The sequence below is a fragment of the Paradesertivirga mongoliensis genome (assembly GCF_024436395.1).
Classification (GTDB): Bacteria; Bacteroidota; Bacteroidia; order Sphingobacteriales; family Sphingobacteriaceae; genus Paradesertivirga; species Paradesertivirga mongoliensis.
This window is the reverse complement of sequence record NZ_JAFMZO010000004.1, coordinates 559,754-579,369: the sequence shown is the minus strand read 5'-3', so window position 1 is coordinate 579,369 and position 19,616 is coordinate 559,754. Positions and strand designations below refer to the sequence as shown.

Here is a 19,616-nt window from a genome sequence, read left to right as displayed (position 1 = left end):
GTATAAGTAAGTAGATAGATAAACACTGACAGGCTTCGAAACCCTGTCAGCGTAAGACAAATCCAATGATAACAAACACCATAAAACTCATTACTATCCTGTTGATAAGTTCAACCGGATTTCTATCGGCTCAAACCAAACCCTGGAAAAAGGGGATACTTGTTGACGAATTTATCTACGATAGTGCGCCTTTTCCAGAGGCACATTCTGCAACTATAGTAGAAACACCGAAGGGTTTGGTCGCCGCTTTTTTTGGAGGAACCAAAGAGCGGAATCCTGATGTGTGTATTTGGGTAAGCCGCCACGAAAACGGTAAGTGGACAGCCCCTCAAAACGTTGCTAATGGCATTATGCCTGATAAGCGTTACCCAACATGGAATCCTGTTTTATATCAGATTCCAAATGGAGAGTTAATGCTGTTTTACAAAATAGGGGCAAGTCCGGGTACCTGGCACGGCTGGTTACGCACTTCCAAAGATCACGGATTAACCTGGTCTGAGGCACGTGCTTTACCAGAAGGATACCTCGGCCCGGTTAAGAATAAACCCGTTCTATTAAGCAATGGTAACCTTTTCTGTCCAACAAGTACCGAAGGAAATAAAGGTCCAAACAGTTGGCTTATCCATTTTGAAGTGACTCCGGATTTTGGAAAGACTTGGCGCAAGATCGGTCCTTTGAAAGCTGATTCTGGTATCAATGCCATCCAACCAAGTATTTTGGATCACGGAAACGGTAAACTTCAGATCCTGGCAAGAAGCCGTAATCGCGCGGTAATCCAGTCATGGTCGTATGATAATGGCGAAACCTGGGAACCTTTAAGCAAAACGAATCTGCCTAATAATAACTCTGGCACCGATGCGGTTACTATGCAAGATGGCCGTTTTGCGTTGGTATATAATCACGTGCTGCCTCCCGGCGACCTAGCCAAAGGTCCCAGAACTCCTTTAAATCTTTCTATATCAAAGAATGGGAAGAAATGGTATGCCGCAGCAATTTTGGAGGATTCCCCGATAAGTCAGTATTCCTACCCATCAATCATTCAAACAAAAGACGGATTGCTCCATGTAATTTATACCTGGCGCCGGCTTAAAATTAAGCATGCGGTAATAGATCCTTCGGAGGTGAAATTAAAGAAGATTAAAAAGGGACTTTGGCCAAAGTTGAAAGGCTACACAGCTCCGGTTGCAACAGAAATTACTAACGATTAATGGATCAGCAGTTTAAAATACATTTTCCTGGCAAGCTGGTTTTTGGTAAAGGATGCATAGCTTCTTTAATTGAAGAACTCATTGAAGTTACACCATCTACCGTGTTGATTATTACCATAGAACCGCTTTTATCAGCTTTAGAAAATTTGATTAGCGGGCTTAAAGAGAATAATATTTCAGTTCTGGTTGATACAGGAATTAAACAAGAGCCATCGTTTGATGATTTCAAGTCGCTGATGAAAAAAGTGTCGCAAGGTAATCCTGATGTGGTTGTTGGAATTGGCGGTGGAAGCGTTCTCGACATCGCAAAACTTGTGGCGGCTCAACTCGGAAGTGAACAAAGCCTAGAAGAGATCGTTGGCATAGGATTGTTAAAGGGAAGAGCTAAAAAGCTGATCTGTCTGCCCGCCACATCCGGCACAGGAAGTGAAGTATCTCCAAATGCAATCTTAGTCGACAATAAAGACAATCAGAAAAAAGGAATCATCAGCCCGTTTTTGGTACCGGATTCAGTGTACGTGGATCCGTTGCTAACCATGAGTGTGCCGCCTGCAATTACTGCAGCTACAGGTTTAGATGCGCTTACCCATTGCCTTGAGGCTTACACCAATAAGTTTTCGCAACCCTTTATCGACATGTACGCTTATGAGGGAATGCGATTAATCGCAGCTCATATTGTGCAGGCAGTTCAGAATGGTAGCGATGAAGAAGCCAGAACTCAGGTTGCCATGGGAAGTCTTTTAGGTGGTTTTTGTCTGGGCCCGGTAAATACTGCCGGAGTGCATGCGCTTTCTTATCCTTTGGGAAGTATGTTTCACCTGGCGCATGGCCTGTCTAACGCCATGCTTTTGCCACATGTTATGGAGTTCAATATTAGTGCCTCACCCAAGAAGTACGCCGAAGTAGCCATTGCGCTTGGATGTGAACGCGCGGAGGACGATTTGACCACCGCTAAAAAAGGTATTGAAAAAATAAAGTCATTAATCAGCCTGTGTGGAATACCCGCAAGGTTACGAGATCTTGATATCCCAAAAGAATGCATTACGGAGATGGCCGAGGATGCGATGAAGATTACCCGATTATTAAAAAATAACCCAAGGCCCATCACCCTTGAAGATGCAATAACCATTTATACAGCAGCCTACTAATATGAGTATTAAGAAGAAATATCATGGTCTGATAGTTCCGGTAATAACACCCATAACCCGGGATTACAAACTGGACCATGAAGCAGTGGATAAGATTTTTTCGCATTTGTACAACAACAATGCCTCGCCCTTTTTTCTGGGGACAACAGGCGAAGCGGCATCGCTTCCCGCTTCGGTTAAGATAGATTACTTAAAACAGGCCATAAAAAACAAGCGGCCGGGAACCCTGTTGTATGCTGGGATCTCCTCAAACTGTCTGGAGGAATCGATTGATTTCGCAAAGAGGTGTTTAGATGCGGGAATTGATGCGGTAGCGGCAACTCTGTCGTCGTATTATACCCTGTCTGAAAGCCAGATGCGGAGATATTTCGAGCAATTGGCAGATGAGATAAAAGGGCCCTTGATTATTTACAACATCCCCGCAACCACTAATATGTCAATTCCGGTGAGTCTGATCGATGAGTTGAGCTATCACGAAAATATTGTTGCCGTGAAGGATTCGGAGCGTTGTGAGGACCGCTTGCAAGCATCTTTAAAACTGTGGTCAAAGCGTGAAGATTTCAGCCATTTCCTCGGTTGGGCAGCAAAATCTGCCTATGCTCTTATAAATGGCAGCGATGGCCTTATTCCAAGCACAGGCAACCTTCATCCGGAATTATATGCCGATCTGATGGAAGCAGTTCGCAATGGTGATTACGATAAAGCATATCAGTACCAGGAGCAGTCAGACAAGCTGGGGAATCTTTATCAGGGACAAAAATCATTAGGTGAATCATTATGGGCATTAAAGGTATTGATGCAGGATTTCGGCCTATGTCAATCCAATGTTATGCCGCCATTGCACGCATTATCTCCGGAGGAAGAAGTGCGTTTGCGGACAACCTTACAAAAACTATTACTTAACGAAGGAATTAAAATCAATTTACCATTATCGCATGTCTGAAAAACCTATTATAGGGATTACCATGGGCGACCCGGCCAGTATCGGGCCAGAAATAGCAATTAAAGCGCTTTTGCAGGAAAAAATTTATGAAATATGCCGTCCGGTTTTAGTCGGCGACGCGGGTGTGTTTAACCATATTATCCAGCTGTTGAATCTTGAAGCCACTATTAATCCAATACAGGAGATCCAGCAGGCGAAGTTTCAATTTGGATCTATTGATGTATTTGATTTACAAAACGTTAATCTGCCTGAGTTAAAGTTTGGTGAAATATCGGCAATGGCCGGCGGCGCATCTTTTGAAGCAGTTAAAAAAGTAATAGAGCTGGCTCTTGACGGTAAAGTGGAAGCTACCGTTACCGGGCCAATAAATAAAAAATCGGTTAATGAAGCCGGGCATCATTTTGCCGGACATACCGAGATTTATGCGCACTTCACCGATACTAAAAAATACGCGATGTTGCTGGTGGAAGATAACCTGAAGGTAATTCATGTTTCTACCCATGTTTCGTTGCGTCAGGCCTGCGATCTGGTAAAGAAAGACCGCATCCTTGAAGTAGTTGATCTGCTTCATCATGGCTTGATAAGCCTCGGAGAAACAAATTTGAAGATCGGAATTGCCGGACTTAATCCGCATGCAGGCGATTCAGGTTTATTCGGAACGGAAGACGACGAAGAAATTCTTCCAGCGGTGGAAGAAGCAAAACGTCGTGGATACGACGTCGAGGGCCCCGTTCCGGCAGATACGATGTTCTCAAAAGCAGCCACCGGATATTTTGGAGGAGTCGTAGCCATGTATCACGATCAGGGCCATATTCCTTTTAAGTTAACCGGGTTTAAATGGAACCAGGAAAAACAACAGATGGACAGCGTAAAAGGCGTGAACATTACTATGGGATTGCCGATTATCCGCACCTCTGTTGATCATGGAACCGCTTTTGAAATTGCTGGAAAGGGCATTGCAAGTCCCGATGCAATGGTATTGGCAATAGAATCTGCAGTTCAGCTCTCCAGGAATAAAAAATAAGTATGATTGCTGTTATTGCAGACGATTTAACCGGAGCAGCCGAAATTGGAGGGATTGGCCTGAGTCGCGGTCTTTCTGTTGAGGTTGCCCTGGAAGTTAATCCTTTGTCGACTGCTGACCTTCTGATTATTTCGACGGATACCCGGTCCAAAACGGAGTCGGAGGCGGTTGCGGAGATCGAAGCGGTAAGTAAAAAGATAGCTGCTCTCAAGCCTCGCCTTATTTTTAAAAAGGTTGATTCGGCTTTGCGCGGGCATATCATACCAGAAATTGAAGCTCAGCTGAAGATCTTCGGCAACAGAAAAGCGCTTGTGGTTGCGGCCAATCCGGCTCTTGGCAGAACTATTGTAAACGGACAGTATCTTATCCATGGCAAGCCGCTCGATCAAACAGCATTTAAAGATGATCCCGAATTTCCGGCAAAAAGCTCGCAGGTAGTAGAATTATTGCCAGCTAAAAATCTCCCGATCATAGTAAAAAAGCACGGAGATCAGCTTGCCGACAATCAAATCGCTGTCGGCGAGGTAAGCCACACCACAGATTTAAAAAAGTGGACCGGTTGCGTCGGGGAAAATATGCTGCTTGCGGGCGGTTCAGGTTTTTTCTCTGCGATACTTGATTCACTTGAGCCCCTGCCAACATCTGAGCCGGTTGCGGCGCAGCCCTTTAAGGGAAATAAATTATATGTCTGTGGTACAGCATTTGTAAGCAGTCAATTGCGGGTTGCTGCTATTTCAAATCAGAAAGGCCTCGTTAATTATCTGCCCGAAAATCTGTTTTTGTCCGATGAATTGACACTATCAGTGGTTGAAAGTTTCGTATTGGAAGTTAGTCAGAAGCTCAGCCAACAAGGCGCAGCGGTGATTGCTATAAACCCGCTTACCAGAAACGGAAAAAACATTAATGCTATCAGTTTACGCGAGAAAACAGCGTTATTGGTTCAGGATGTTTTTCAAAAGGCCCAGATTGATGAGATGGTGATCGAAGGCGGTTCTACAGCCACCGCTATTTTTAATGCTTTGAATATTAAAACACTATTTCCAACCAACGAGTACGCGCCAGGAGTTATCAGATGTCGTGCCGGGGAGATAGAAAACCTGTATATTACGTTAAAGCCCGGCAGTTACAGCTGGCCCAAAGAAGTTTGGATTTTTTAAAATAAACCGAAAAATACATGACTAACCCTATTTTAAGTAGTATTGATTATGCTATTATCATTGCAGTATTGCTCACCACCTTGTACTTTGGTTTCCGCTTTTCGCGAAATCAGAACTCGGTAAAAACATACTTTGCAGCTAACGGCAGGGTGCCTACCTGGGCTATCGGCATGTCATTGTTGGCAACGCTGATCAGCAGCGTCACCTTTCTGGGATATCCCGGAGAAGGTTATTCTTCTAATTGGATCTTGCTCGTTCAGGGTCTTATGGTTCCAGTCGTTCTGATGGGCACTATTTGGTTTATTGTTCCCCTTTATCGTAAAGTGATTGGATTAAGTACTTACGAGTATTTCGAGAAACGTTTTGGCCCGGTAGCAAGATATTACAGTTCTATAGCCTTTGTTTTAAGACAGTTCTCCGGCATGGGAACGGTTTTTTACCTTCTGGCAATTGCGCTTTCAAGTATGACAGGAGGCAACCCATATTTGGTTATCGCGGTGGTGGGATTCATCATTATTGCCGTTAACCTGATGGGAGGGATCGAAGCTGTAATATGGCTTGATGTTTTCCAGGGTTTTATGCTTTTTGCAAGTGGGATATTGTGTTTGCTTGTAATCCTTTTCTCGGTCGAAGGCGGCCCTTCAGCCGTCTGGAATATCGCATCAGAAAATGGCAGAACCGGTTTCGGCCCGTATGACTGGGACTTCACTCGCCTTACATTCATCGTAATGGTGATTAACGGAGCTTTCTATGCTATTCAAAAATATGGAACCGATCAAACGGTGGTGCAGCGTTATTTAACAGCCAGAAGCGATAAATCAGCCATCCGGGCATCCATGATGGGGATTTTACTTACTGTTCCGGTATGGACCATGTTTATGTTTATCGGCACAGCTTTATTCGTGTTTTATAAACAACAGCCGCTTCCAGAAGGCGTTCGTCCTGATGCAGTGTTTCCATATTTTATCATGACCCAGCTTCCAACGGGTGTTATTGGATTTATCCTTGCAGCGATGATCTCTGCTGCCATCTGTAGCTTAAGTGCCGATTTGAACTCGCTGGCCGCCGTGGGCATTGAAGATTATTATAAAAAATTGAAGCCTAAAAACTCCGATATCAAATATTTGAAGGTGAGTAAAATATTAGTGGTGATCTCTGGCCTGATATCTATAGGCATTGGTGCTATTTACATCAATATCGGGAATGAAGGAATTTTAGGTATCATATTTACGCTTTACGCGATCTTCTCCGGTGGAATTGTTGGTATTTTTCTTCTCGGTCTATTTAGTGCCAGAGCTAATCAGCAGGGAATTAATATCGCAATCGGGGTTTGTGTGGTTTTTACAGCCTATGCATTTCTCACGTCTACCAAAATAAACTGGGGCGGTACCGAACTCTTATTAATTGATTTCGGCGCTTATAATTTCACCCATAATAAATTAATGCTGGGTGTTTACAGTCACCTTGTAATTATTGTAGTGGGATATTTTGCAAGTCTGTTCTTCCCAAAACCAAAACTAGACAAATTTTTATTGTACAGCGGCTGGAAAGAAAGCAGAGAAGAGCGAAGGTAAGAAGAATTAAGAGAGTCGTCTAAGCGTTAGTATAAGAGTATGATCAGAAAGTTGCTTTTTATTGCTTGGGTTTTATTAGGGATGATCAATACATCATTCGCCCAAACCTCCGACGATGCCTTTAAAGTTCCGTTGAAAGATGTGATCACACAGGTGGAGAACAGGTATAAAGTTAAAATCAGGTATCCCGAGGATTTGGTGAAAGACCGGTTGGTGACCTACGCCGGCTGGCGCTTTCGTCCTTCTCTTGAAGAGACATTAACCAATATTTTGGCTTCGCAGGATATCACTTTTGCGAAAGAAGGCGAGGGTCGCTATAAATTGCAAAATTTCCAGTATCATCTCAAAACCCCACTGCAGGGGAAACAGCAGCTCGAATTTTTATCGGCTTTCTACAATGATGCTGCCAGTTGGGAAAAGCGCAAAGCAGAATTAAAAGACTGTATGCTACAGGCGCTGCAGCTGTCGCCCTTACCCGCCAAACCTCGTAGTCAGCCGATCCGCAGTAATAAGAGAATATTTAATGGATATAGCGTAGAGAATGTCGCTCTGGAAGTTTTACCGGGCTTATATGTGAGTGGTTCCCTGTACCTGCCCTTAAAATCAAAAGGTAAAATCCCAGTAATACTAAATCCTGATGGACATTTTGGTGATGGACGTTACCGTGCAGATGCCCAATATCGCTGTGCCGTGCAGGCGCAGATGGGAGCAATGGCGTTTAGTTACGATTTGTTTGCCTGGGGAGAGTCGCTTTTGCAGTTTAAACCGGAAGATCACCGAAGAGCACTGGCTCAAACTATACAGGCGCTGAACGGTATCCGGATTTTAGATTGGATGCTATCATTTAAAAACGCCGATCCTAAGCGCGTTGCTATCACCGGAGGATCCGGCGGCGGGAGTCAGGCAATGCTTATCACTGCTATCGATCCGAGGATTACCTTAAGCGTACCCGTAGTAATGCTTTCATCATACCATAGCGGTGGCTGTCCCTGCGAAAGCGGAATGGGCATACATCTTTGCGGTGGCGGAACTAACAACGCCGAAATCGCCGCTATGGCAGCTCCTAAACCGCAACTGTTTATCTCCGATGGAAAAGACTGGACACAACAGGTTCCCGAAGTAGAATTCCCCTTTGTACAAAGAATCTACGGCTTTTACGGAAAACAGGGCATGGTTGAGAATAGACATTTACCGACAGAGGGCCACGATTATGGGGTTAATAAGAGACTTGCCCTTTACGATTTCCTGGCAAAACATTTTAAGCTTAATATAAAAAAGGTGCAGGACGGTTCCGGCAAAATAGACGAATCTAAAGTAACGATAGAAAAGTACCCGGCGATGTACGTATTCGGACCTAAAGGCGAGAACTTACCATCAAATGCCATCAAAAGCTTCGCCGACTTAGAAAAGGTTTTCGCGGAAAGTAAAAGAAATTAATATGCAAAACAGAAGAACATTTTTGAAGCATTCGGCACTGCTCGCTGGCACTGTATGTATCCCCGGAAGCCTGACCTGGGCCATGGCTGCCAAAAAGCAGCGCTATAAAATCGCCGTGATCGACCTGATGATCTTAAAACGTCAGAAGCTTAGTGCCTTTCAATTGGCAAAAGATATTGGAGCCGACGGATTAGAGGTTGATATGGGTGGCCTTGGTAACAGAAAAACCTTCGATAGTCAGCTTGCTAAGCCAGAGATTCGTCAGCAGTTCCTGAATAAAGCCAAAGAATTGAATCTTGAAATCTGTTCTCTGGCCATGACCGGCTTTTACGCCCAATCCTTTGCAACCCGGCCTACTTATCAGCGCATGGTTCAGGATTGTATTGATACCATGAAAGCGATGAATGTAAAAGTGGGATTTCTCCCGCTTGGCATTCAGGGCGATCTGGTTAAAAACCCAGAATTACGTTCTGCTATTGTAGAACGCTTAAAAGTGGTCGGTAAAATGGCGAAGAAGGCAGGAGTGGTAATAGGCATCGAAACGGCCCTTGATGCAAAAGGAGATGTTCAGCTTTTAAAGGATATTGACTGCAAGCACATCCAGATCTACTTTAACTTTTCAAATCCACTTAAAGAGGGAAGGGATCTGCATCAGGAGCTCCGCATTCTTGGAAAAAAACGTATCTGTATGATCCATTGCACCGATGAGGATGGTGTTTGGCTTGAAAACAATACTCGCATGGATATGCGAAAAGTAAAACAAACGCTCGATGATATCGGCTACCGGGGGTGGCTGGTAATTGAACGCTCCCGCGACCAGAAGGATCCTACAAATGTTCGAAAAAACTTCACGGCAAACACACGTTATATGAAGCAGATATTTCAATCTGGAAAGTCTGACTGATTTTCTCATTGCCGGATAAGTGCATTCCTAAGCTTGTTCTTATCCTGCAACTAGCTTGTTTCCAAAGGCGTTCTCCATGCCGCTTACTTTTCCAGCGATGGATCGGGGTTTTTCTGCTTTTTCCCCAAAAGATAACATCCTACAATAGCTGGAGAACTTGGTATAAAAAAACAAGGGGCCTCGCGTCTATTTTTGTATAGAGCCGACCAACTAATTCTTAATTTTTGCTGTCATTTATTCAAAAAGACATTGGTTGTCGACGCATTTTTAATCACACATGCGCCATTTTATAATAGTTTTACTAAGCTTATTTACTGTCGCACAGGCTTCTTCGCAAGACCTGCGGATTTATGATGCGCGTTGTGAATCTAAGGTAAATCCGCTCGGAGTGGATATGCTTAGGCCGCGATTAAGCTGGAAGCTTAGTTCCTTAGAAAGAAATACCGTGCAAACTGCCTATCGTGTGCTCGTTTCAGACAATGCACTCACGCTTCGCAAGAACCTTGGAAACATCTGGGACTCGCAAAAGGTAAATTCCAGCGCTTCAATACAAATCGATTTTAAAGGAAAAGCCCTGCGGCCGGCCCAAACCTATTACTGGAAAGTAATGGTTTGGGATAATAAAAAACGGCAATCTCAATGGTCGCCTACATCAACATTCCAAATGGGTTTATTTACCGCTGCCGATTGGAAAGGAGCTAAATGGATAGCTTATGAGAAATTGCCGGACTCCCTGGTGCATTCGTTGGTTACTGATAAGAAACCAGATAAAATAAGCACAAATAACGTCCTGCCGCTCTTACGGAAGACCTTCGTGGTAGATAAAAAAATAAAAAAGGCCTCAGCTTTCATTTCTGGTCTGGGACATTTTGAGCTGAGCCTGAACGGTAAAAAAGTTGGTGATCATTTTTTGGACGCCGGCTGGACACGATATGACAAGGAAGCATTGTATGTAACCTTCGACATCACCAACCAATTAAAATCCGGGAACAATACCTTGGGTGTAATGCTCGGCAACGGCTTTCACTATGTTCCGCCAGTGAAAGGACGCTTTCGGAAATTAAAATCATCTTTCGGATACCCTAAAATGATTACCAGGGTGTTGATTGAATATACCGATGGCAGCTCTCAAAACATCATCAGCGACAGTAGCTGGAAATCTGATAAAAGTCCCATAATTTTTTCAAGTATCTACGGAGGTGAAGATTACAACGCTAATCTGGAACAAAAGGGCTGGGATACTCCGGCTTTTAACGATAGAGGATGGAAACGAGTGTTGTTGGTCAATGGCCCGCCAAAATTGATCTCTCAGATGGCTGAGCCACTTAGAGTATTCGATCATTTTAATCCGTTAAAGACTACTAAACTCAGCAACGGAAACCTGGTGTACGACCTGGGCCAGAACGCATCAGGAATTATTGAACTACAGGTGAGCGGAAAAAAAGGAGATACCGTTCGCATTGCTCCGGCCGAGCTGGTAAAAGAAGATGGTTCGGTAAATCAGAAACCGACAGGTAGCCCCTTTTATTTCACCTACATTCTGAAAGGAGACGAAGTCGAAACCTGGCGCCCACGTTTCACCTATTACGGTTTCAGACACCTGGAGGTAAGGGGTGGCGCACAACCGCATGACCTGAACCCTGAAGATCGTCCTAAAATCATCAGCATAAAAGGTCTGCATACCCGAAATGCAGCTCCACGTGTAGGCCAGTTTGTTTCTTCGAATGAAATATTTAATAAGACAGATGAACTTATCGACTGGGCCATCAAAAGTAATATGGCCAGCGTGTTTACCGACTGTCCGCATCGCGAAAAGCTGGGTTGGCAGGAAGAAGTACACTTGATGGGTGCGTCAATGCGCTATAACTACGATATTTCGAATCTTGGAAGAAAAAACATCCAGGATATGAAAACCTCTCAACTTCCCAGTGGGCTGGTGCCCGAGACAGCGCCTGAATATGTAATGTTTACATGGGGAGGAGATATGTTTCGAGATTCTCCGGAATGGGGAAGTAACAGCATTATTTTTCCGTGGTATATGTATCAGTGGTATGGCGATAAACAAGCGCTTGTTTCGAGTTATCCCATGATGCAGAAGTATATCGCTTATCTTCAGACAAAAGCGAACAACAACATCTTGGCACAGGGTTTAGGCGATTGGTATGACCTCGGACCGAAGCCTCCGGGAGTTTCTCAGCTCACTCCAATGGGTGTAACGGGGACTGCCATCTATTACTACGATCTGAACATCATGGACAGCATTGCCCGGTTGATGGGAAAACCTGAAGACGCTGCAAAATATCGCAAACTGGCCGCCGACGTAAAGAAATCGTTTAACCAAACGTTCTTCAATAAAGAAACGAAACAGTACGCTACCGGCAGTCAGACTGCCAATGCAATGGCTATTTTCATGAACCTGGTTGAACCGGAATACAAAGAAGCTGTACTCGCTAACTTGATCAAAGACATTCGCGACAGAGGCAATGCGTTAACCGCCGGCGATATCGGTTTTAGGTACCTGCTCCGGGTATTAGAAAATGAAGGCCGCTCTGATGTGATCTATGATATGAACAGCCGCGGCGATGTACCTGGTTACGGTTATCAGCTTGCGAAGGGAGCGACTGCACTAACTGAATCCTGGGCAGCATTGCCAACAGTATCAAATAATCATTTGATGCTGGGGCATCTGATGGAATGGTTCTACAGCGGGCTTGGTGGAATCCGCGCCACTGAAGGAGCCATTGCCTTTAAAAACATTGATATTAAACCTGAAATAGTTGGGGATGTAACGTTTGCAAATACCAGTTACGATTCTCCTTACGGGATGATAAAATCGGAATGGAGGAATACAGCTGATGGATTTGAGCTGGATGTTCAAATTCCGGCAAATACTACCGCCACGGTCTATCTTCCTGCACAGCAATCCAGCAGGATCAAGGAAGGAGTAGCCGATTTGGCAAAATTAAATTCTGCGAACTTGAAGCAGATTGGATATAAAGAAGGAAGAGCAATCATTAAGGTGGGTTCGGGAAATTACCGGTTTACAGTATTGAATAAATAGCACACACGAATAATGAGATATATTACAGGTATTTTATTCCTTGCATCTTGTTACACTGCTTTTGCACAGCAAAAAGATACAGTGTCTCAGGTTGAGATGGAGAAGATTTATAATGAGGTTAAAACGCCACATAAGTACGGGCTTATAATTGTGCCTTCCGATGATTCTAAAAAGATGGATTGCCCCAGTGTTTTCCGCAAAGGGAAAAACTGGTACATGACTTACGTGATTTTTGATGGCCGCGGTTATGAAACCTGGCTTTCTAAAAGTAAAGATCTCTTAAACTGGCAAACACTTGGCCGGGTAATGTCGTTCGGCGATACAACAAAATGGGATGGCTCACAGCGTGCCGGTTACATCGCACTGCAGAACAATAAATGGGGCGGAAATTATAAGTTGAAGAAGTATAAAGGAAAATACTGGATGTCGTATTTTGGCGGGGCAGTTAAGGGCTATGAAGCCGGAGATTTAAGCATCGGAATGGCCTATACCACTGTCGATCCTTCGATCCCGCACGAATGGAAGAGATTCGAAAAACCCATCTTCACTTCGAAAGATGCTGACGTGCGCTGGTGGGAAAATCGCAAGCTGTTTAAGAGCAGCGTAGTTTGGGATAAGGGAAAAACCACCGGGCACCCCTTCGTAATGTATTATAACGCCAACGGCGATTCGGCCAAGAATAATATTAAAACCCGTTGGTTCGAGCGGATTGGTATGGCCGTTTCGGACGACATGGTCAACTGGAAGCGTTTTAACCCCGAGCCTGTGGTTCATCATCCTGTTGGAATAACCGGAGATGCGGTAGTACAAAAGATGGGCGATAACTGGGTGATGTTCTATTTTGGCGCGTTCTGGCAAGATAGAAAGGGAGCATTCAACCGTTTTGCCGCTTCTAAAGATATGGTTAATTGGACCGATTGGACAGGGGAGAACCTTGTTCAGTCGTCCGAGCCCTATGACGAGTTATATGCTCATAAATCCTTTGTAGTAAAACATAAAGGTGTTGTTTACCATTTCTATTGTGCAGTGAATAAAAAAGAACAACGGGGTATAGCTGTAGCTACTTCTAAAGACCTTGGAAAAAGTAAGATCAATTTCGTGAACTCAACTAAATAATATGCTCGCTATAAGACTAAAATCCACATTTATTATACTAGCCTTATTTGCCAGCATAGCAGTTGTCGGACAGCCAGTTAGCAGGGAGAACTTTAACAAAGGATGGAGATTTGCACTGGGGGATGTAAAACAAGCTCAGGAAAAAAATTTCAACGATTCGGGCTGGCGTGAATTGAGTCTTCCGCACGATTGGAGTATTGAAGGCTCGTTTGATGTGAAAAATCCTGCAACTAATCAGGGTGGAGCTTTGCCAACAGGTATCGCATGGTATCGTAAGACCTTCATAGTGCCGGCTTCTTCTGCAGGTAAAAATATACTCATTGAATTCGACGGCGTACATCGCGATAGCGAGGTTTGGCTTAATGGAAAATCTCTAGGCAAACGGCCAAATGGATATATTTCATTCCAGTATAACCTTAATCCACATTTAAAATTCGGCGAAGCGAACGTGATCGCGGTGCGGGTAAATAATTCGGAACAACCCGCTTCACGCTGGTATTCCGGCTCAGGGATTTACAGAAATGTATGGCTCGAGACAAAAGATGTTATAGCCGTTGCTCATTGGGGAACGTTTATCACAACCCCTAAAATAAGTGCCGAATCTGCAACGGTGAGTATCAAAACAACGGTTTCAAATTTTAAGTCACCAGGCGCAACAGCGGATATACGGACAATAATTTATGATCCCAAAGGAAAAGTGGTTGGATCGGTTGATTCCAAAAATACTTCGCTTGGAGGTACAAATACCGAGATTTCTCAGGAACTTCAAATTTCCAATCCCCAGCTTTGGGATGTTGAAAATCCGCATTTGTACAAAGCTATAACAACCATTTTTAGCGACGATAAGGTAATCGATACCTACCAGACAACTTTCGGCATCCGTTATTTTAAGTTCGAATCTGCAACAGGATTTTACCTTAACGGGAAGCCATTAAAACTTCTGGGTGTAAATAATCATCATGATCTTGGTGCTCTTGGAGCGGCGTTTAACGTCCGTGCAGCCGAGCGACAGTTGGAAATGCTAAAGGCAATGGGATGCAACGCTCTCCGGACAGCTCATAACCCACCGGCGCCAGAATTACTAGATTTATGCGACAAAATGGGTTTCCTGGTAATGGACGAAGCGTTTGACATGTGGAAGAAAAAGAAAAATGCCAAAGACTATCATCTGGATTTTGCCGAGTGGTCGCAAAGAGACATAGAAGACATGGTAAAACGAGACAGGAACCATCCTTCAATTATCCTCTGGAGCATTGGTAATGAGATTCGGGAGCAGTTTGATAGTACTGGAATTGCTATAGCAAAAGACCTGGTAGGATATGTGAAACGCTTAGATCCAACCCGTCCTGTAACCTCCGCACTTACCGAAACTATTCCAGAAAAGAACATGATCTACCAATCTGGTGCCTTAGATGTTTTGTCTTTCAACTACAAGCACGCTGATTATGCCGATTTGCCGAATCGCTTCCCGGGACAAAAATTCATATCAGGAGAAACTGCCTCAGCATTGCAAACACGCGGACATTACGAGATGCCATCTGATAGTATGCGAATCTGGCCAAAAGACGGGAAAACAAAATTTACGGAAGGCAACGCAGACTTCACGGCCTCTGCCTACGACAATTCATACGCGTACTGGGGATCCCCGCATGAAACGGTCTGGAACGTAGTTAAAAAATTGCCGCACATGGCCGGCTTGTTCGTATGGTCGGGATTCGACTATCTGGGCGAACCTCATCCGTATCCTTACCCTGCCCGAAGTTCGTATTATGGCATTATTGACTTAGCCGGCTTTCCGAAAGATGTATATTACATGTATCAAAGCGAGTGGACCGACAAACCGGGTCTTCATATATTTCCTCACTGGAACTGGGAAGCAGGCAAAACAGTTGATGTGTGGGCATATTACAACAATGCTGACGAAGTTGAATTGTTTTTAAACGGCAAATCGCTTGGTGTAAAGCGAAAAGAAGGCGATCAGATCCATATTATGTGGCGGATTCCTTTCCAGCCCGGCACCTTAAAAGCTGTCTCACGTAAGGATGGAAAAATCGTTTTAAGCCGCGAAATAAAAACTGCGGGTAAACCAGCCAGGATCGAACTAACAGCCGACAGAAAAAAGATCAGGTCAGATGGAGAAGATCTTTCGTTCGTGTCAGTTAGAGTGCTGGATAAAGATGGAAATCTTGTCCCTAACGCAAATAATCTTATAAAATTCAATATAAAAGGTGATGGCTTTATCGCCGGGGTGGATAATGGTTACCAGGCAAGTATGGAGTCGTTCAAGGCGCCATATCGCATGGCATACAATGGAAAGTGTTTGGCGATAATTCAATCCAAAGAGAAATCTGGAAAAATTAGGCTGCAGGCAACATCCGAGGGTTTGCGGCCCATGTCAATAACTATTAAAACCAAGTGATTATGAAGTCATCCTATGCAACTGCAACTCACACCAAGTTTTTTGATAATATCAAGGTCGATATGCATTCGGCCACGCCGAAGTATCTGCAATTGGCTCATTCAATTTTAGAGGGGATTGAGTCAGGGAAAATTCCGAAGAACATGATGCTGCCGTCGCTGAACGAGCTCACTTTTAATCTGGAAATATCCCGCGAGACTGCCGATAAAGGATATAAATATTTGCAACAACTTGGGGTCTTAAATGCAGTTCCGGGAAAAGGACATTTCATTAACAACATTGAGATAAAGCACGAGCTTAAGATTTGTCTTCTGATGAATAAGATCAGCGACGAAAAAAAGGTTTTTTATGACTCTTTCGTCGCCAGTCTGGGTGCACATGTCTCGATTGATTTCTATATTTATAATAACGATTTTAAGCTTTTTAAACGTTTACTGGCTCAAAAAGACGATTATTCTCATTACGCCATAGTGCCTCATTTTCTTGATAATTCAGATGAAGCAGAGCGATTGATCGACACTATTCCTAAAGAAAAACTTATCCTGCTCGATAAAGCCCTTCCAGGTGTAAAGGGAAGATACGGCTGTGTCTATGAAAATTTTAAAAAAGACATTTATAAGGCTCTTGAGCAAGCCGTGTATCAGCTCAGTAAATACCATACCATCAAACTGGTTTTTCCTAAAGACAGTTATTACCCAACCGATATCATTGAAGGTTTTGATTCATTTTGTCTTCAATACGCCTTCGATAGAGACGTCATTCACAGTTTTGACGATGACGAACTTCAGCCTGGCGTGGTCTATATCTGCTTGACAGAGAAGGACCTTGTGGGTTTAATTGAAGATGTTTCTGGAACCGGGTTTAAAGTCGGAACTGATATCGGTATTATTTCTTACAATGAAACACCGATTAAGAAATTTATACTCAGTGGAATCACCACTATTTCGACCGACTATAAACATATGGGTGTTTTAGCTGCCGAAATGATAGCAAGAGACTACCGGGAAAAAGTAGAATTGCCGTTTACTGTTAATTTGCGAGCTTCATTGTGATAAGAAATAAGATCATTTATATCGTCAGGCGCGGCCTGGTATTTTGTTTATTGGCCCTGATGGTTGACGCTGCTGCAGCTGATATCTGGGTATCGCCGAAGGGAAACAATACTAATTCGGGAGCGAAAGATAAGCCCCTTGCTGATATCGGCCTGGCCCTGAGAAAAGCCAGGGAGCTTCGACGCCTGCACGATCCTTCCATAAAAGGTGGGATTTCCATTATCCTTCGGGGAGGGGTCTATTCACTGTCCGAACCTTTATTCGTCAGACCGGAAGATTCCGGCACCGCAGAAAGTCCCACGACTTTTAAGGCCGCGCCCGGTGAAAGCCCCGTTTTAAGTGGAGGGATAACTGTTAGAGGATGGCAAAGAGCTGCTACTGTCGCTGGATTGCCCGCTGAAGCGCAGGGCAAAGTATGGGTTGCAGATGCGCCGGTAATTGGCGATGATATTCTTGATTTCAGACAGCTTTGGGTCGATAATAATAAGGCTATCCGTTCCCGGGATGTTAAGATCGGTACGATGAACCGCATTTTATCCTGGAATCATAAAGAGGAAACCTGTTGGATACCCAGGCCACTTGTTGATGTGAGTAAAGCGAAAGGAATTGAGATGCTCATCCATCAATGGTGGGCCATCGCCAACTTAAGGATAAAATCGATCGAGGCGCGCGGCGACAGCGCAAAGCTTTCCTTTTATCAGCCGGAAAGTCGGGTTCAGTCCGAACATCCATGGCCAGCTCCATGGATTTCGAAGACTACAGGAAACTCCGCTTTTTTCCTCTCCAACGCTATTGAATTCCTCAACGAGCTCGGCGAATGGTATCTCGACAAAAAGAACCGTAAAATCTACTATTGGCCAAGAACCAACGAAAACTTAAGTACCGCTACCGTTACTGTACCTTTTTTAGAAACGCTTGTAAAAATCCAGGGAACGATAGACAGACCGGTATCTTATGTTTTTTTTAAAGGCTTGTCTTTTCAGCATTCCACCTGGTTGCGGCCATCAAAAGAAGGACATGTCCCTCATCAGTCGGGCATGTATATGCTCGATGCTTATAAACTCAAGATTCCTGGAACCCCAGATAAGGCCGGTATGGAAAATCAGGCTTGGGTGGGGCGGCCCGCTGCTGCTGTTGAGGTAACTTTTACGAACTCTACCGGTTTTGAAGGATGTCGTTTCGAGCATCTGGCTTCTACCGGACTCGATTATAAACGAGGTGCCCACAATGACCAGATCAAAGGAAACTTATTTAAAGATATCGGTGGAACCGGAATACATGTAGGTGTTTATTCGGATGAAGCACATGAAGTCCACGTTCCTTACAATCCGCAAGATGAGCGTGATGTTTGCACAAACGTCCTCGTAAGCAATAATCTGGTTACCGATGTAACGAACGAAGACTGGGGATCAATCGGGATCAGCGCCGGATATGTAAAAGGTATCCGGATTGAACATAACGATATTTCCGAAGTTTCCTATACCGGAATTTCGATGGGCTGGGGATGGTCGCGTACTGTGAACACCATGCGTAACAACCGGATAGCTGCAAATAAAATCCATCGCTACGCCAAGCATATGTATGATGTGTCGTCGATTTATACGCTTTCTGCGCAGCCCGCTTCATTCATTGTAGAGAATCATATCGACAGTATTTACAAAGCACCTTATGTGCATGATCCGAATCATTGGTTCTATTTGTATACGGATGAAGGGTCTTCATTTTTTACTGTTAAAAATAACTGGACTCCATCCGATAAATACCTGCGGAACGCCAATGGCCCGGGTAATGTGTGGGAGAATAACGGCCCGCAGGTGGCAGATAGTATCCGGTTCAAAGCGGGATTACAGGCCCCGTACAGGTATTTACTGAAGGAAAGGGCACCAGTTTCGTCCGACAGGGAAATCAATCGTTCTGAAAAGACAAAGGTTGTGGAATTAGTGGGCTCATCAGGTACGAAGCATGATATTGCAGCGATGGCCGAGATTGCGCGAAAACACGGGCTCCCCGGCGAAAGTATCTATCAATGGAATAACCACACGGTAGCGTATGGTGCCATTCAAGATCCTGAAAGGATGCGAGAGGAACTTCTTGTCAAATACCCGGGCAGCTATGTGAAAATATATAATGCACCGCTATACGAGTTCAACCGAAAAAGACATTGCCCCGGTGCGACGCTTGTGAAGGATTGGGAGAACATTATACTTACTGCTGATCTTGTTAAGGATTCTTTGATGCAAAAAGAATACCTCGATTATCACGCTACTCAGTTTAAACAGTGGCCGGAAGTAGCCAAAGGTTTCTGTAATGCAGAGTTTCAGCAATTGCAGGTATTCAAAAATGCGGGCCAGCTAATGCTCATTATCAGCATCCCGAAAGGAAAGACACTGGACGAACTCAATCCGAGAACAACTCAGAATAATCCGCGGGTAGACGAATGGAACAAGTTAATGCAAAAATACCAGCAGGGAATTGAGGGGACGAAACCAGGGGAAACCTGGGTGTTTCTGGGGAAGGTAAAGTGAGGTGAAAGGTAAAAGCTGAAAGGTGAAAGGGAATAGCGAGTAGCTGAA

Annotated in this window: 13 protein-coding genes; all 13 read left to right on the top strand. The window is 44.2% G+C overall.

Translation table 11 applies throughout. The features are described from left to right. Positions 1-65: 65 nt before the first annotated feature. The 13 genes from J3P43_RS18025 to J3P43_RS17965 all read left to right on the top strand — a co-directional run bounded on the left by J3P43_RS18025 (position 66) and on the right by J3P43_RS17965 (position 19,568). A complete protein-coding gene (locus J3P43_RS18025) occupies positions 66-1,208 on the top strand; it encodes a sialidase family protein (protein ID WP_255905051.1) in 1,143 nt (380 codons plus the stop codon). Continuing rightward, a complete protein-coding gene (locus J3P43_RS18020; RefSeq protein ID WP_255905050.1) occupies positions 1,208-2,356 on the top strand; it encodes an iron-containing alcohol dehydrogenase in 1,149 nt (382 codons plus the stop codon). The genes J3P43_RS18025 and J3P43_RS18020 overlap by 1 nt, the downstream gene beginning before the upstream one ends. A 1-nt stretch (position 2,357) precedes the next feature. Beyond that, positions 2,358-3,299, top strand: a complete 942-nt coding sequence (locus J3P43_RS18015) for a dihydrodipicolinate synthase family protein (RefSeq protein ID WP_255905049.1) — start codon at positions 2,358-2,360, stop codon at positions 3,297-3,299. Beyond that, a complete protein-coding gene (gene pdxA / locus J3P43_RS18010; protein WP_255905047.1) occupies positions 3,292-4,323 on the top strand; it encodes a 4-hydroxythreonine-4-phosphate dehydrogenase PdxA in 1,032 nt (343 codons plus the stop codon). The genes J3P43_RS18015 and pdxA overlap by 8 nt, the downstream gene beginning before the upstream one ends. A 2-nt stretch (positions 4,324-4,325) precedes the next feature. Continuing rightward, positions 4,326-5,480 carry a four-carbon acid sugar kinase family protein gene (locus J3P43_RS18005; RefSeq protein ID WP_255905045.1) on the top strand — a complete coding sequence of 385 codons (1,155 nt, stop codon included), beginning with the start codon at positions 4,326-4,328 and terminating at the stop codon, positions 5,478-5,480. Between the two features lie 17 nt (positions 5,481-5,497). Further along, positions 5,498-7,054: a sodium:solute symporter family protein gene (locus tag J3P43_RS18000; RefSeq protein WP_255905043.1), complete on the top strand. Its 1,557-nt coding sequence runs from the start codon at positions 5,498-5,500 to the stop codon at positions 7,052-7,054. A 39-nt stretch (positions 7,055-7,093) separates the two neighbouring features. Further along, positions 7,094-8,491, top strand: a complete 1,398-nt coding sequence (locus J3P43_RS17995) for a DUF4974 domain-containing protein (RefSeq protein ID WP_255905041.1) — start codon at positions 7,094-7,096, stop codon at positions 8,489-8,491. A gap of 1 nt (position 8,492) precedes the next feature. Next, entirely contained in the window at positions 8,493-9,395 is a 903-nt protein-coding gene (locus tag J3P43_RS17990; RefSeq protein WP_255905039.1) for a sugar phosphate isomerase/epimerase family protein, read from the top strand. Between the two features lie 277 nt (positions 9,396-9,672). Beyond that, a complete protein-coding gene (locus J3P43_RS17985) occupies positions 9,673-12,456 on the top strand; it encodes a family 78 glycoside hydrolase catalytic domain (protein WP_255905037.1) in 2,784 nt (927 codons plus the stop codon). Between the two features lie 12 nt (positions 12,457-12,468). Next, positions 12,469-13,572 carry a glycoside hydrolase family 130 protein gene (locus J3P43_RS17980; protein WP_255905035.1) on the top strand — a complete coding sequence of 368 codons (1,104 nt, stop codon included), beginning with the start codon at positions 12,469-12,471 and terminating at the stop codon, positions 13,570-13,572. A 1-nt stretch (position 13,573) separates the two neighbouring features. Then, positions 13,574-15,991 (top strand): beta-galactosidase GalB, encoded by a 2,418-nt coding sequence (galB, locus tag J3P43_RS17975; RefSeq protein WP_255905033.1) that lies wholly within the window; start codon positions 13,574-13,576, stop codon positions 15,989-15,991. A 2-nt stretch (positions 15,992-15,993) separates the two neighbouring features. Beyond that, positions 15,994-17,043, top strand: coding sequence for a GntR family transcriptional regulator (locus J3P43_RS17970; protein ID WP_255905031.1), 1,050 nt, complete (start codon positions 15,994-15,996; stop codon positions 17,041-17,043). Continuing rightward, a complete protein-coding gene (locus tag J3P43_RS17965; RefSeq protein WP_255905028.1) occupies positions 17,040-19,568 on the top strand; it encodes an L-rhamnose mutarotase in 2,529 nt (842 codons plus the stop codon). The genes J3P43_RS17970 and J3P43_RS17965 overlap by 4 nt, the downstream gene beginning before the upstream one ends. The last annotated feature ends 48 nt before the right edge of the window (positions 19,569-19,616 follow it).